Annotated in this window: 10 protein-coding genes; all 10 read right to left on the bottom strand. The window is 55.2% G+C overall.

Annotated features, from left to right (window positions below; translation table 11 throughout):
• Window positions 1-2: 2 nt before the first annotated feature.
• Entirely contained in the window at window positions 3-1,001 is a 999-nt protein-coding gene (locus tag BN8_RS03820) for an FAD binding domain-containing protein (RefSeq protein WP_009280477.1), read from the bottom strand.
• A complete protein-coding gene (locus tag BN8_RS03825; RefSeq protein WP_051040998.1) occupies window positions 998-1,645 on the bottom strand; it encodes a (2Fe-2S)-binding protein in 648 nt (215 codons plus the stop codon). The genes BN8_RS03820 and BN8_RS03825 overlap by 4 nt, the downstream gene beginning before the upstream one ends.
• 249 nt (window positions 1,646-1,894) lie before the next feature.
• Window positions 1,895-2,977 (bottom strand): DUF4097 family beta strand repeat-containing protein, encoded by a 1,083-nt coding sequence (locus tag BN8_RS03830; protein ID WP_009280479.1) that lies wholly within the window; start codon window positions 2,975-2,977, stop codon window positions 1,895-1,897.
• Between the two features lie 178 nt (window positions 2,978-3,155).
• Window positions 3,156-4,913 carry a S41 family peptidase gene (locus BN8_RS03835; RefSeq protein ID WP_009280480.1) on the bottom strand — a complete coding sequence of 586 codons (1,758 nt, stop codon included), beginning with the start codon at window positions 4,911-4,913 and terminating at the stop codon, window positions 3,156-3,158.
• Between the two features lie 59 nt (window positions 4,914-4,972).
• Window positions 4,973-6,091, bottom strand: coding sequence for a PA14 domain-containing protein (locus tag BN8_RS03840; protein ID WP_009280481.1), 1,119 nt, complete (start codon window positions 6,089-6,091; stop codon window positions 4,973-4,975).
• 128 nt (window positions 6,092-6,219) lie between these two features.
• Complete coding sequence (locus BN8_RS03845) at window positions 6,220-7,305, bottom strand: OmpA family protein (protein WP_009280482.1); 1,086 nt, start codon at window positions 7,303-7,305, stop codon at window positions 6,220-6,222.
• Between the two features lie 95 nt (window positions 7,306-7,400).
• Complete coding sequence (locus tag BN8_RS33135; protein WP_192579019.1) at window positions 7,401-8,426, bottom strand: T9SS type B sorting domain-containing protein; 1,026 nt, start codon at window positions 8,424-8,426, stop codon at window positions 7,401-7,403.
• 922 nt (window positions 8,427-9,348) lie between these two features.
• Window positions 9,349-11,730, bottom strand: coding sequence for an ABC transporter permease (locus tag BN8_RS03855; protein ID WP_009280485.1), 2,382 nt, complete (start codon window positions 11,728-11,730; stop codon window positions 9,349-9,351).
• A gap of 46 nt (window positions 11,731-11,776) precedes the next feature.
• A complete protein-coding gene (locus tag BN8_RS03860) occupies window positions 11,777-12,529 on the bottom strand; it encodes a head GIN domain-containing protein (RefSeq protein ID WP_009280486.1) in 753 nt (250 codons plus the stop codon).
• Between the two features lie 34 nt (window positions 12,530-12,563).
• Entirely contained in the window at window positions 12,564-14,933 is a 2,370-nt protein-coding gene (locus tag BN8_RS03865) for an ABC transporter permease (protein WP_009280487.1), read from the bottom strand.
• Window positions 14,934-14,977: the final 44 nt, after the last annotated feature.

Genomic DNA, 14,977 nt, shown 5'->3' on the forward strand with positions numbered 1-14,977 from the left:
TTTCAGGCTGGGCGAGCCGCCGTTTTAAGGGCTTCTACGATAGAACTGGGGGCCATTCTGATTTTGAACGCATTGTGCTCAAAGGCTTTAGCCCCCTGCATGGCGATGTCGGCGGCTTGCCGGAACGTCGCTTCGGTGGCAGGTTTGCCAACCAGTGCTTTCTCGGCGTCGAGCAACCGCCAGGGTTTATGCGCGACGCCACCCATCGCCAGCCGAGCGTCGCGGATGGTGCTGTTGCTGAGGTCCAGCGCAGCCGCCACCGACACCAGCGCAAAGGCATACGAATTCCGGTCGCGTACCTTCAGGTAATGTGTATGTCGGGCGAAAGCATTGTCGGGAACGTCGATGGCCAGGATGAGTTCACCACGTTCGAGGTTGGTATCCCGTTCGGGCGTATTGCCTGGCAGCCGGTGAAAATCGACGAACGGAATCCGGCGTTCACCGTTCGGCCCGGTCACCAGCACCGTTGCGTCCAAAGCCACCAGCGCTACGCACATGTCGCTGGGGTGTACGGCGATGCAGGCCGTCTTCGGATCGCGGTCGCTGGTGCCGAAAATCGCGTGGATGCGGTTGAAGCCTTCCAGCGCCCCGCAGCCTGAGCCGGGTTCGCGTTTGTTGCAGGGCAGGGCCGTATCATAAAAATAGTGGCAGCGGGTCCGTTGCAGCATGTTGCCGCCCATGGTCGCCATGTTCCGAATCTGCGCGGAAGCCCCCGCATTGAGGGCCTGTGTCAGCAGGGGTTGCTGCTGGCGGATCATCGGATGGTCGGCCACGGCGCTGTTCAGGGCCAGGGCTCCGATGCGAATGCCGCTGCCCTGCTTGTCAATGCTTCGGAGCGTCAGGGCGTTGATGTCGACTACTTTCTCCGGAGCCGTTACGCCCCGCTTCATCAGGTCGATGAGGTTGGTCCCTCCGGCTATGAACTGCGCGGTCGGATCACTGACCAGGGCTGTTACGCAGGCCTGCCGGGTGGTGGGGCGGACGTACCGGAAATTAATCATACTTTTTGTCCGCCTTTTTTGACTTCCTCAATAGCCGCAATGATGTTCGAGTACGCTCCGCACCGGCAGATATTGCCGCTCATGTACTCCCGGATTTCAGCCTCGGTGTCGGCGTGCCCTTCGCGGAGGCAGCCCACCGCCGACATGATCTGGCCGGGAGTACAGTAGCCGCATTGAAAACCATCGTGTTTGATGAACGCTTCCTGCATGGGATGCAGCCGCTCGGGCCCTTCGGCCAGTCCTTCGATGGTCGTGACTTGCTTCCCCTGCATCATTACCGCCAGGCTCAGGCAGGCCAGCACCCGCTGCCCGTCCACGTGAACCGTACAGGCTCCGCACTGGCCGTAGTCGCAGCCTTTCTTGGTACCCGTCATATCGAGCTGCTCACGGAGCAGATCCAGCAACGAAACCCGAGGTTCGACGGACAGTGAGCGGGACGTACCGTTGATTTCGATAACCACCGGAATGTTTTCGGCAGTTGGCGACCCTTCAGTACCCAATACCGTCTCCGCGGCCTGTAGGACAGTTGAGGGGGTGAGCGCCAGGGCGGTCAGCAGAGACGACTGCTTTAGAAAATCGCGTCGGCCCGCCTGCGGTGGTGCCTGACCGGGGTTGATCAGCACACTGAAGGTTCTGTTTTTCATCACCGTTGAGTTACTTGCCTGTATAACCATTGGGCGGGGAGAAGGTTACCAAAAGAAAAAGACCAGTGGTTTACTGGTCTTGGCAAGCGGAGGCAACAGATGCCGGAGCGGGTAATCAGTGTCGTCGGCTTCCACATAGTGAGGTCACTCAACTGGACCTGCCAGATGAAGACGCAATACAACAAAGAAGGCCCGCCAGTTTATTCTGGCGGGCCGCACACCTGTTAACACCGTCTGATGAGTAATTTTTTATCGATTCAAATAGACACTACCACTGGAAGCCGCAATCTCGACCGGGACACCACCGCCGTTAACCTTACCACGAACGCGGTCTTTTTCGTGCGATCCGCTGAAATTGCTTAACGTACCAACTTCAACGCGGTTGCCGCTCAGGTCGAGGTCAAGGCCTTTGTTCATCGGCATCTTGACGCGCACGCTCCCGGCCGTTGTACTCAGCCGAACGTAGTCGCCGAGCTTGTTCAGGCTAACCTCGATGCTCCCGGCACTGGTGCTGGCATCGAGGCTGCCCGATACGTTGGCCAGCCGAACCGATCCGCCCGAGGTACCAGCCTTGAGCGTACCGGCAATGTCGCTGCCCCGAACGCTGCCCCCGCTGGTCCGGGCGTCGATGGTACCCTGGAGGTCGTTCAGTTCGATGCTGCCGCCCGAGGTGTGCAACCGCATTTTCCCTTCCGAGGCTTCAGCGTGGATGGAGCCGCCGGACGTTTGCAGATCGATGCGGCCATCCCGGTCATTTTTGCAGCGGTCGAGGTGGATGCTGCCGCCCGACGTCTGGCCGCTGATGTCGCCTTCTACGCTGGTCAGGTGCAGGCTACCACCACTGGTTCGGAAATCCTGGTTGCCGGCCAGGTCGCTGAGCCGGATGCTGCCGCCCGAGGTGCGCAGGGTCGTTGATACGTTGCGGGGTGTGTAGATTTTGAAGCCGATGCTGAGGGAGCGTTTCCAGTCGCGGTTGTTGTTTGACCGGCGTTTGGCCGTGGCGATGATCGTGTTGCCTTCCTGACGGATGTTTACGTCATAGTCCTTCAGCCGCTCGTCAATTTCGGCTTTATCCAGTTCGTTGCGGCCGTTCCAGTTGTTCGGCCGAACGTACATTTCCACTTTGGCACCACTGCCGGAGCTGCCTTCGACGGTCAGGCTACCCCCTGATGTTTCGGCCCGAACGGCGCTGATGTTACCCGTAAATGTCTTGGTGTCATAGGGCTTTGTGTCGTCGTTCAAGCGAACGATTCGGTTGGGATCGGTTGTAAAAGCGCTGAAGGTAATGGCTCCAACGCCGAGCAGGGAAAGGATAAACTGGTTGCGTTTCATGGCGTATCTGATAAGTACACGACTTAGTTTGGTTGAAAGATGCAAAAGCAGGACAGTTCGTTGCGTCCTGACCCCTACGTCTGCTGTATTATTTTAGCCAGACAGGCGTAGCGATGCTCAAAAAACCTGAAAACAGGTCAGAATCGTTGTTCCGGCCAGCAATTATCTATGAAATTACTCAGCGTGATGATTTCGTTTTTCTGGACGGTTCGGTAGCTATCGAGGGGGCCAGTTCACGGAGGGCTGCGTTCAGCACCGGGTCACGACCGGCCTGTACGTCGGCCACGGTCGGGCGCACCAGGATGTCGGGCTGAATGCCTTTGCCAACCCACTCGGTGCCGTCGGGGAAGGCGTCGCGTTTGGTGCAGACCCGGGCCATAATGCCACCCGGCAGCGAAAAGACCAGCGGCTGACCGGTGCTGCCACCCGTTGGTTCGCCGATCAGTTTGCCGCGTTTCATAGCAGCAAACGCTACCGTAAAATCTTCGGCGGCCGAGAAAGTCATGCCGCTAATGAGCACAACCACCGGTTTGCTGTACAGCTTCTGGCCGTTTGCCGACCACGTATTGCCCGTGTCGACCGGTTCGAACAGGACGTTTTCGCCCCGCGCCCGCCGAACCGGGCTGTATAAACGCGAACGGTAGCTACCAGTAGCGAATGATTTATCAGTCAGGTAACTGAGGATGTTCCAGCCGTTGCCCGAATCACCACCGCCATTTTGCCGAACATCCAGAATCAGGGCGTTGGCAGCCGCAATGGTATCGAAAGCCGCCACGAAGCGCTTAAATCCCCTGTCGCTGTCAAACTCGTTAAGTTGGACGTAGGCGACGTTCCCCGGCAGGATCTTAATGGACACCGATTCGACCGGAGCCAGTTTCGAATAGCCACTACGGGGTAACACGCGACTGAACGTCTTGCCCTTAACGTCGCGGAACGTTACCATCACGGGCCGATCCTTTGGACCACGCAACAGTTGATAGCCATACGTCTGGACGTCAACGTTCTGGGGTGTTGAGCCGCTTTGATACGGCCGGACGTAGCGATCGGCATAGTCCCGGACAGGCATACCGTCGACCTGCACAATCTCCAGGCCGGGAACAACGCCGGTACGCATCAGACTATCGTGCCGTACCTGCTGCACAAATACCCGACCTTCAATTAACTGAGCCAGTACGGGTGGGCGGAACGCCACCGAATCGGCCAGCGGGCCGTTAGTCGCCCAGACATCGGTATGGCCGTCGCGGAGTTGGGCGTAGAATTGTTTCAGCACCCGGTAGTAGGCCACCGTGTTGGGCGTGGCACGTACTTTCGGCAGGTATTCCAGATACAGCTTGTCCCAGTCAACGTCGGGGATTTGGTCAAAATAGGCGAAGTTATATTTGGCTTCGGCCCACATCTTCGACAGACCTGCTACTTTCTCGTCGTCGCTGATGTTCGGTTGGTAGGGCGTTGTCAGTGCTTTCGACCGGAAGGTATTGATCTGTGAGGCCGCCTTATCCAGAATCGGTTTCAGGGCCGGATCCTGCCGGACTGAAGCCAGATACGGGTCGTCGAGAATCCAGGGTGAGTACACATCGGCAAATTCCGGCGTCAGCAGTTGCTGCAGAGTGGCCGCAGCCGCCGGTTGATCGTTGAGCCGACTCTGAATACGCGATAAATCGTAGAGCATGTCTGTTTTTCGATAATACAGCGATTTGCTGGTCTTGGCCAGCGCCAGTACGTCGGGGCGTTGGTAGTAGGCCAGTGCTTCCTGCAGGACCTGAGCGCCTTTCCGTAGGCTGTCGGCCGACGGCTGATCGCTGGTGCCAATAATCTGACGGACCCGGGCGCGTTCGTTCTGAAGGTATTGATAGGCCTGATTAGCCGTAAGTGCGGTCTGGGCGTTACTTACCAGCGGCCACAACAGGAGCAGGCAGATGCATCGAAATAGAGACATGGAGTCAACAGGGCTTACACGTTGTACAGATGAAAATACGGTTTTTTTCGTATCCTTTGTCAGTGTACCTGTATTTCCACCCGCCGGTTTTTAGATCGGTCGGATTCGGTATCGTTGCCCGCTACCGGTCGGGTGCAGCCGTAGCCTTTCGCTTCGAGCCGTTCTTCCGCAATGCCGTGACGAATCAGGTAGTTCATCACCACCCTGGCCCGATACTCCGACAGCGACTGGTTGAGCCGTGGGTCGCCCACGTTGTCGGTATGCCCACTGATCACAAGCTGAACTGTTGGATTGTCGCGCAGGGCCTGCACCAGTTTGTTTAATTCAACGTACGATTCGGGCAGCAGTACGTAACTGCTTTGCTGAAACATGACGTTCTGAAGCACAAGCGTCTGCTCTGATTCCAGCTTTGTGAACGTAACGGGCGGCTGTTCTTTCACAACGGCCGGTGGGTCTGTCTGCACAGTGGTGGTTGGAGTCGGCCTGGTGGCGACCGCTGGTTTACCCGTCGGCTTGGCGGTGGGTTTGGACGCCGGTACCGTCGGTTTGCTGGTTACTGCCACTGAAGGCTGAACCGGGGTGAGTTTCTTCGCGGTAGGCTGGGGCGTAGTAGTCTTTGGCGTAGCGACCACCGGCTGAGGTTTGGGCGTCGGCGTAGCGGCCACCGCTGGTTTGGGCCGGGGCGGCATAATCAGGTATTGGGTATCGATCAGTTGTTTTGGACCGACAGGGGTATTATCAGGGCCGATCATCTGCCAGTACAGCTTGATTTCTCCCTCCAGAATGTCGTTATAATAATCGATGCGCAGGTCGTAAAAACCGCCCCCTTTCAGCTTAACCTTGCCCGTAAACGTCACGTTGTTGTGCAGGCCCCAGGCGTCGATGATGTTCCGGTTGCCCACCCATAACCGGATGCCGTCGTCGACCTCAGCCGTAAACTGATACGTTGCGTCGGTTGGCGGCTGGAGCAAACCCGTCCATCGAATGGAATAAAATTCCGTGCCGATGCCCCGGCCGGGACTCGTGCCCCGCCAGTTGAAGTTGATCTGCTTGTCGTTGCGGATAAATACCTTCCGGTTGAAGTTTGGACCATCGTAGTATTCCCCCCGCAGTCCATGCTGTGCATGGGTGCTGACAACCAGCAGGGTCAGCAGCGCCATCAGGGTAAAGGGTTTCATAACAGTAGAGCGCTTTTGGCAGGAAGAAGTTATGAAAAGAAATAGAGCGCGAGGGTATATTTACACCGGTGGTAAAAGGGCCGTTCTGAATTGCTTAGCGGGCATTCGGCCGGTGAATACACGGCCGTCTATCGGACCTGAATTTCGACCCGTCGGTTTTTGGCCCGCTCGGATTCGGTGTTGTTGCCGGCTACCGGGCGGGTGCCTCCGTAGCCCTTTGCGTCGAGCCGGTTTTCGGCAATGCCGCGACGAACCAGGTAGTTCGCCACCACTTTCGCCCGGTTCTCCGATAGGGCCAGGTTGAGCCGCGGGTCGCCCACGTTGTCGGTATGGCCGCTGATTTCGAGCCGGGCTGCGGGATGTTTCTGAAGGGCTTTCAGCAGCCGGTTCAATTCCGTGTAGGATTCAGGTAGCAGAACATAGCTGCTCTGTTCAAACAGGACGTGCTGCAGCACCAGCGTCGTTCCAGCGGTCAGCGTCTCGAACGTATTGATGGGATTGCTCACGGGGGCAGGCGCACTGGCCTCGTTTTTAGCCACCGGTTGACCAACACCGGCCGTCTTTGGAGGAACCGGGCGCAACGACCGCGTAGCCGTCGCCACGGGCTTGCTGGGCTTGGCCACAACATTAGGTTTACTGACGACCGGCGGCTTCGCGGCTGCTACCTTCGGTTTGGTTGGGAATGACGGAACGAGAAAATTGGCGGAAATCACCTCCGGGGACGTAGTCGCTGCGATTCGCTTGTCTACAGGTAGTTTCCAGAACAGGTAGATGATGCTGCCTTTCCAGTCGTTGTAGTACTCAACTTTCAGGTCATAATAGTTGCCGGCTTTGAGGATGATCTCACCGACGAACTGGGTGTCGTCCTGCTTACGCCACTCGTCGATTACCTTTTTGCCACCAACCCAGACCCGTACACCATCATCGACCGTAGCGCTGAACTGGTATTTGCCCGACCGGGGGGCGTAAAGCTTGCCGGTCCAGCGCACGGAAAAATACTCGCGTGGCACGCCCGGACCGGGCATCTGCCAGTTCCAGTCAAAACTTACCTGCGGATCAATCCGGGTCAGGACTTTGTGTTCGAAGTTTGGGCCGTTGAAATATTCCCCTTTCAGGCCGTGCGTAGCCGCCTGTCGACTGGATGGCGACTGTGCAAAACCACTCCCCGAAACCACACCCCAAAGCACAACCAGAAAACCACACGCGCGACACATAGGCAAGTCTGTTTACGTGATACGGGAAAGGTAACGATCCTGATGCTGAACTCCTTCCCGGTGGCTAAGTTGTCATGCTTTTAGAAGAGCGTTCATTAACGAAGCAGCAACAAAGTGCCACTATGTTTACGAACACCGCCCAACGCGGACTCGAAAAGTAGCTGGTAAGGATAGACACCCGCGCCGACCGTTTCGCCCTGAAAGGTTCCGTCCCAGCTTATCGGGTTGTTCCGATTGGATTCATTACGTTCGTGAAAGATAACCTGACCCCACCGGTTGTATACGGTCAACAGCTTAACTTGCTTTACGCAGGGGCTTGGCATGATTGTGAACTGATCATTGATTCCGTCGCCGTTTGGTGAAAAAGAGTTGGGGAGATTAATTGTGCACGGGACTACCTGAACACGTACGGTTTGAGACGCTTCGCAGCCTGAGCCGGGCGTTCGGGCGGTTAGCCGATATTGAGTTGTTTGGCCAGGCTTTGCCCAGGTTGCAGCACAAGTGGAGCAGGCTAAGCCATCGTTAGGTGACCAACTGTAGGTATAATTGGCTTCGTCCGGAACAAGGGCTTTTAACTGTATACTATCGCCCTGCACCACCAATGTATCCTGGAAAGGAGCAAGATCAACTTGCTGAACCACGAGATGGGTGGTTACTAAGCTGTCACAGAGGGGAGCAGCCCGGCGAATGCGGGTCTGGTACGTACCAGCGGTTGTGTAGGTGCTGTCGCCTATCTTTAATTGATCGCCCTTACATATTGTCTTGCTTTGTGTCTCACTAACTAGGGGGAGAACCGTCAGTTTTGTTAAAATTACGCTATCACATAGTGGGTCAGGGCGTTTGATGACGGTACGGTAGGTGCCCGAACGGGTATAAACAGAGTCGCCAACCGGGTATGATTCACCCGCACAGAGGGTAATGTTTTGGCTGATTGGTACAATGCCTTCTTCAACTTCATACGATAGCATCAACTCCACTGAGCAGTCAGGTCTGAGTGTAGACTGAGACCGAACCTTCACCCAATAGCGATCGCCAATCCGAGGAGTGATGGCAATAGTTGCCGTAGTATCTCCCGTACTCCATTGATATCGGTCGAAACCTGTTGGAGCGGATAAGATCATGGTTGTGTCTCGTTGCGAACAGAATGAAGAGGTGGTTACAGCGGCTTGGAGACATTGCGCGTCAAAATAAGCGTACCCAAAATGTCCTCCATCCGTACAACCATGAGCAATCACCTCAATCGTTAGTTGCTGGCCAATGTAAGGACGCAGATCAACTACACAGTTTGTCCATTTCCGGTAAATTAAACCACCTTGCTTGGAGAATCCTGCAGTCTGATTGCTTGCCGATGCCTGATAATAGCCGCACGGAATTGTATCTCCCTGTAGTGTACGGATAAGTAGCCGAAAGGCTGGCTGTTGGTAAGGTTTATGGTTGGGATTTTGCAATACCACTGCAAATCGGTAAAGTAACAAAGGCGTATCTGCACTTACTCGCAGCGTTGATCGGAGTTGATCGGCGGTGCTACCAATTGCCGACGTACCGAGTCGAACAGAATGTTGGCTGCCCGGAGCCACTACCGGTATCTTCTCAGTGATGATTGGATCGTATCCATCAGTAACTTGGGTAATCATATGCCCCAAAAGCGCTGTACCTAAATGTTCGCTGCCTGGTCGGAGGCTAACGAAAAACAGTTTTTGGGCAGAGTCGGCGGGTAAGCCTATCCACCGCTCCCAACTTCTGAAGGTGCCTTCTTCAAAGCCAATGTTGTTACAGTCAACGGGCTGGCTGTAGCCGACTACGCCAGCAAACAGGCATGCCCAACCAAGTAACAGGAGCCGGATCATACTACCGATTTTCTCGGAAAACGGAGGTAGTAAAAAATTAGTATACTGGTTGTGTTAAGAAATGTACTTAAAAGGCATTGATTTGAGCGTATGGCTTCAATAGCCTATTTTTTGACAAGGCTATATAGGGCGACTTTGAGTTATAATCGTGAAGGAGAATAGGGGTGATTAGGGTCCATTATCTGTCTTCGCTTGATCACTCCGTCCGCAAGCTGTCCGTCGGATTGGCCTGCGCGGCCCGGTACGTTCGCAGCCCAATTGTCAGGCCGCCCACGAACAGCAACAGCCCCAGACAAAACCCCAACGTTTCGAAGCCGATGGAAACGCGGTACGCAAAATTGGACAGCAGGGCCGTGCCCGCCAGATAACCCAGCGGGTAGGCAATCAGTCCGGCAATGAGCAGCAATTTCACAAAGCTCCACGAAAGCAACGTGACAATCTGCGCAACCGTAGCCCCCATCACCTTCCGAATCCCCACTTCCTTGATCCGCATCTGGGTGTTATACGTTACCATGCCTAATAAACCCAGGCAGGCAATGGACAGCGCCATGCCGATGAGGAGTGATAGTAAGTTAATTGTTTCACTGTTATCGTATTTTCGGGACAGATTGTCATCATACCACTCGCCCGTGAATGGTTCGTAAGGCAGCAGACCTTTCCAGATGCGCTTTGTTTCGGTCTGTATGGTCAGTTCGGCTCCTTGTGCCGCGGCAACGCTGACGTAGCGAAACTGCTGAGGTTGATGTATCAATAGTAAAGGCTTGATTGGTTGAGTTAGCCAGCCAAATCGAAAACTTTTCAGCACACCCGCGACCTGCACCTCAGTGCTGTCATTTACCCACAACGAACGGCCGACGGCTTCGAGTGGATTGCCCAATTGAAACGTCCGGACGGCTTCTTCGTTAATTAGGGCAAAACGAGACTTCTGTCCGCGCGATGCCGCTCCATTGTTGGTAGGTAGATTCCGACCTGCCAGGAGCGTCAGGCCCATGGTTTGAAGAAAATTGGAATCAATGGAGACCAACGCGGCTTTTGCGGAATCACGCCCGTTACGTTCACGACGTACATACTGTGAGTCGTCTAACTCGCTCAACAGGTTCGATGTGGCCGTTACGTGCTCTATACCCGCAAGCTGTTTCAACTCGTTGATCATCCGCTGTGCTGGCTGGTCGCTGATGCGAATGGTTAAGAGTCGTTCGCGCCGAAAGCCATAGTCGGCCGTTGAGAAGTAGTGGAACTGTCGGACTATACTCACCAACACGATCATGGCGACCAGTGAGATAGTGAATTGAGCAACAATCAGTGTTTTGCGAAACGACAGTCCCCGGATAACGCGCAGGCCGGTGTAACTCCTGAACACCTGGGCAGGCTCAAATCCCGACAGTATCCGCGCCGGAGCTAAGCCCGCCAGTAAACCGGTTATCAATGTAAAGCCAATCAGGATCAGCCAGAGAGGAACGTCCCACTTTAGCTTAATCATAAACTGGTATTGCGGAATAGGCATGATTCGGATAACTTCTGCCAGTCCATACGCTAATCCCAGCGCCAGCAGCGCCAACACGACTGATTCGGCCATGAACTGGCCCATGACCTGCCACCGTAAGGCACCAACTACCTTGCGGACACCGACTTCACGGGCCCGGCTAATGGACCGGGCCAGGGTTAAGTTAACGTAATTAAAACCGGCCAGAAGCAACGTAATCAAACCTATGCAGAACTCACCCGCTAAATCGTCGTAGGTGCATTCATTCATCATCGATTGCCGCAGCCGCTCACGGGAAGGAGAAATTTGGGTAAGCGGCTGTGCCCGTAAGCTATAGCTGTTTTGGCTCGGTGAACGTAGCTCTTGATGTACCCGCTTCACGACGGAAGGCAACACCTTTTCTAGGTTAAAAACCGTAGCCGAAGGTTTCAGCAAGACGTACGTATAGCCATTATCGTACTGTTGCCAGCCCCAGACCGGGTCCTGTTGATCAGGATTCTGATAAATCGTTAGAGAAGTGAGTGCATCAAACTTGAAATGGGTGTTCAACGGCAAATCGCCCAAGACACCCGTGATTGTTAATGGACCAAGCGTAGCGTGATTGAGTGTTTTGCCAACAACGTCCGGCGAGCCGAAGAAGCGCACGGCTGTTTTGTGGGTAACCACAACCGTACGGGGTTCGGTGGCAGGGCGGCCTTTTTCCAGCGGAAAGTTGAAGACCCTGAAAAAGCCGGGGTCAACCGCAACGGTTTCAACGTTGAGCCGTTTGTCATTACCGGTCATCTCTTCCGGGAGTTCCATGATGCGGACAGCCTCTTCAATGAAGCCGTAATCGCGCTTCAGGGTCGAAGCCAGCGACAACGGTGAGGTCGCATAAACGGCTTTACCGGTGGTTCGGCTGGTTACGTCGGTGATGATGCGGTACGTGCGGTCGCGGTTTGGGTGAAAATTATCGTAGTCGAAGACACCCTTGATGTGCGCAATAGCCAGAAAACACACCACCAGCCCCGATGCTAAGCCGAACACATTGATGGCTGAAAACAGCTTGTGTTTCCACAGGTTGCGTAGAGCAACAATGAGATAGGACCGTAGCATGGGGTAGTGGGTTTAGGTTGAACGGGGGCAACCAGGGGAGCAGGGATTACTCCGGCTTCGTCTTCCGAATCGTTACGTCGCCGATGACCAGGCCCTTGTCAAGGTGACCGCCACCTGCGTATTTCACGTCTGATTCGCCGAAAGCCGTGACGCCGATGCGATTAGATGCGTACAATCGCAATTTGCTGTCGCCATACAGACTGGTCGAAACGTCTTCGCCGATCAGGTTCTCAGCGTTGATCTCGCTTTCGCCATAAACGCGGTATTTCTGTTCGGTAGCCTGCCCTGACTGGATAGTAATCCGGTTTTCGCCGTAGATCGATGCCACCAGTCGGCCGGTTTTCAGCGACGATAGCGTAACGTTGGCCTGGCCATACACCCGCAGTTTGAATACATCGCTGGTGATGTCGCTCTGGCAGGTGGCTTCTTCTTCGCCACGGATTTCCAGTTCGCTCAGTTGGCGGTACGTTACGTAGGCGGTCACCTTCACACTCTTATCGTAAATAGGTTCTTTGCGCGTCCGGTAGCCGTTTTCATACGTTCGCTGCTTTACGGTAATCTTGGCATCATCAAGAAAGATGCGCAGGGTGTGGCCCTCAACGTAACAATTGACCTTATCGGGCGATACGTTTTCGTACTCCAGCCGGGCGTTTTCCTGTTCACCAGCTACCAGAACCAGACGAATCAGCGGACTGACGATAACTTTATCGAACGACGGCAGCGTTTTGGTGGACGTTTGGGCCTTGGTCCAGAAGCTTACCAGACAGAAAATAAACGTAAAAATCAGTAGACGTTTCATGGTTACTCCGTGTTTAGTGTGTTTGTGTGATTTGTTACTCCGTCCGCAGGCTGTCGGCTGGATTCGCCAGCGCAGCCCGGTACGTCCGGATTCCTATCGTTAAGACACCCAACACCAGCAACACCCCTACGCACAGACCAAATGTTTCGAGTCCAATCGATACGTGGTAAGCAAACGAGGTCAGAAACGCATAGCCGGCCAGGTAACCCAGCGGCATAGCAATGGCGGCCGCCAGCAGCAGGAGCCGTACAAAATCGCGGGATAGCAGCCAGACGATCTGGCGGACTTCAGCGCCCAGTACTTTCCGTACGCCCACCTCTTTCACCCGCGTCTGGGTGTTGTAGGTGACCATACCTAACAGACCCAGACAGGCAATGGAAAAGGCCAGAGCGAGCAGCAGACCCATGAAATCGGTATCCTCGGTGTGCGAATGCCGTTGACGCAGATAGTCGGTGTACCACTGCCCCGCAAAGGGTTCGTACGGCAGGAATTGCTTCCAGATCCGCCTGACATCGGCCAGGACGGCTTCTTCGGCTCCCTGCGCAACCGCTACGTTGATATACCGGAAATTGGCGGGCTCGTACCGAAGGATCAGGGGTTTAATATCCCAGTTGAATGTAGTATACCGGAAGTCCCTGACAACGCCCGCAATCTGTACTTCCTTATCACGGAGCCATATCGTCTGACCGATGGCTGCCCGACTGTCGTTCAGCCCAAATGTACGGAGTGCTTCTTCGTTGACCAGAACAAAATGCCCCGACGAATCAGCTACGGACCGCGACAGGTTACGGCCCGCCAGCAGAGACAACTGCATGGTTGGAAGGAACTCCGCGTCGACCGACATGACAAACGCCATGGCGGAATCCAAAGCGGACCGCTGCCGCCGAACCATCGCAATCTCCTCGCCCCCGTGGTCGGCCAGCATGACGGAGATGGGCGATACGCCTTCCACGCCCGAGAGTCGGTTTAGTTCATTGGTAAAACGCTGGACGGGTACGTCGTTGATTGGCAGGGTCAGCAGGCGCTCCTGCCGAAAACCGTAGTCGCCCGTAGCCATGTAATCCATCTGGCGGATCATGGTCCGTAGGGCGATCATGGCCACCAGCGAGATAGCGAACTGAATGACAATCAGTGTTTTTCGTAAAGAGAAGCCTCGTGCTATTTTCAGACCGGTCTGGCTGCGTAACACCTGCGCCGGTTCAAAACCGGATAGCACCCGGGCCGGAACGATACCGGCCAGCAGACCCGCAATGATGCTGAATCCAATAAACGTGCTCCAGAGGGTCCAGTCCCAGTGAACCCCGCCGATGAGCCATTGCTGGACAAAGGCCATCGGTTTAACGGCTTCCAGCATCACAAAGGCCAGTCCCAGCGCCAGCAGCGACAACACGATTGATTCGGCCATAAACTGCCCCATCACCTGCCGACGTAAGGCACCGGCTACTTTCCGGATACCTACTTCGCGGGCGCGGCTGAGGGACCGGGCCAGGGTCAGGTTGATGTAGTTAAAAGCCGCCAGCAACAGGGTTACCAGGCCGACGCCAAACTCAGCGAGCAGACCCGTAATTTGAGGCTCGTACGTTCCCCACATCAACTCTTCGCGGGCTGGCGAAAGCCGATCCAGGCGCTGGGTCCGAAAGCTGTAGCTTTTTGCGGTTTTGAATGACAAGCCACGCGTAACCCGGCTAACGACCGATGGCAGAATTTTATCGAGCGCATCGTCGGGCGTATCCGGTTTGACCAGTACGTACGTATGCCCCGTTTCGAACTGATTCCACTGCTCGAAGGCGGCACGATGCTCGGGTTTGTGCAGTGTCTGAAGCGAATAGAGCATGTCAAAGCGTAGATGCGATTTGGCCGGTGGTTCGGCCAGCACCCCCGTGACGGTGAACGTACCCAGATCGCTGTTCTGAAGCGTCTGCCCAACCGGATTTGCCGTGCCAAAAAACCTCTCGGCCGTTTCCTGCGTCAGGACGACCGTATTGGGTTCGGTAGCCGGACGGCCTTTGGCTAGTTTGAAATTGAAAATCCGGAAGAAAGCCGGGTCAACCGCAAACGACATCATGGTAAGTCGTTTATGATTGCCCGTAAACTCCCCATACTCCTTGACGGCCCGGGCGGCTTCCTCAATGAAGCCGTATTGCTGCTTCAGCAGAGCGCCCAGGGGCATGGGCGAGGTCGCAAAGGAGGCCAGGTCGTTATCTTTCCCGATTACATCCGTGATGATGCGGTACGTCCGGTCGCGGTTCGGATGAAAATTATCGTAGTCAAACGTGCCTTTGATGTGCGCAATGGCCAGCAGACACACCGTCAGGCCCGACGCCAGCCCGAAGACGTTGATAAACGAAAACAGCTTGTGTTTCCACAGGTTCCGAAGGGCGATTTTGAGGTAGTTCTGGAGCATGGGGTATCTGGAAGATGGCTGAGCGGATAATCTTGTCGCTCAAA

This window comes from Fibrisoma limi BUZ 3, from assembly GCF_000296815.2.
In the GTDB taxonomy this organism is placed as follows: Bacteria; Bacteroidota; Bacteroidia; order Cytophagales; family Spirosomataceae; genus Fibrisoma; species Fibrisoma limi.

What these genes read in the sequence shown, in the direction of transcription:
- BN8_RS03820 (WP_009280477.1), bottom strand. Translation starts at nt 1,001, where the DNA reads ATGATTAATTTCCGGTACGTCCGCCCCACCACCCGGCAGGCCTGCGTA.
- BN8_RS03825 (WP_051040998.1), bottom strand. Translation starts at nt 1,645, where the DNA reads ATGAAAAACAGAACCTTCAGTGTGCTGATCAACCCCGGTCAGGCACCA.
- BN8_RS03830 (WP_009280479.1), bottom strand. Translation starts at nt 2,977, where the DNA reads ATGAAACGCAACCAGTTTATCCTTTCCCTGCTCGGCGTTGGAGCCATT.
- BN8_RS03835 (WP_009280480.1), bottom strand. Translation starts at nt 4,913, where the DNA reads ATGTCTCTATTTCGATGCATCTGCCTGCTCCTGTTGTGGCCGCTGGTA.
- BN8_RS03840 (WP_009280481.1), bottom strand. Translation starts at nt 6,091, where the DNA reads ATGAAACCCTTTACCCTGATGGCGCTGCTGACCCTGCTGGTTGTCAGC.
- BN8_RS03845 (WP_009280482.1), bottom strand. Translation starts at nt 7,305, where the DNA reads ATGTGTCGCGCGTGTGGTTTTCTGGTTGTGCTTTGGGGTGTGGTTTCG.
- BN8_RS33135 (WP_192579019.1), bottom strand. Translation starts at nt 8,426, where the DNA reads ATGATCTTATCCGCTCCAACAGGTTTCGACCGATATCAATGGAGTACG.
- BN8_RS03855 (WP_009280485.1), bottom strand. Translation starts at nt 11,730, where the DNA reads ATGCTACGGTCCTATCTCATTGTTGCTCTACGCAACCTGTGGAAACAC.
- BN8_RS03860 (WP_009280486.1), bottom strand. Translation starts at nt 12,529, where the DNA reads ATGAAACGTCTACTGATTTTTACGTTTATTTTCTGTCTGGTAAGCTTC.
- BN8_RS03865 (WP_009280487.1), bottom strand. Translation starts at nt 14,933, where the DNA reads ATGCTCCAGAACTACCTCAAAATCGCCCTTCGGAACCTGTGGAAACAC.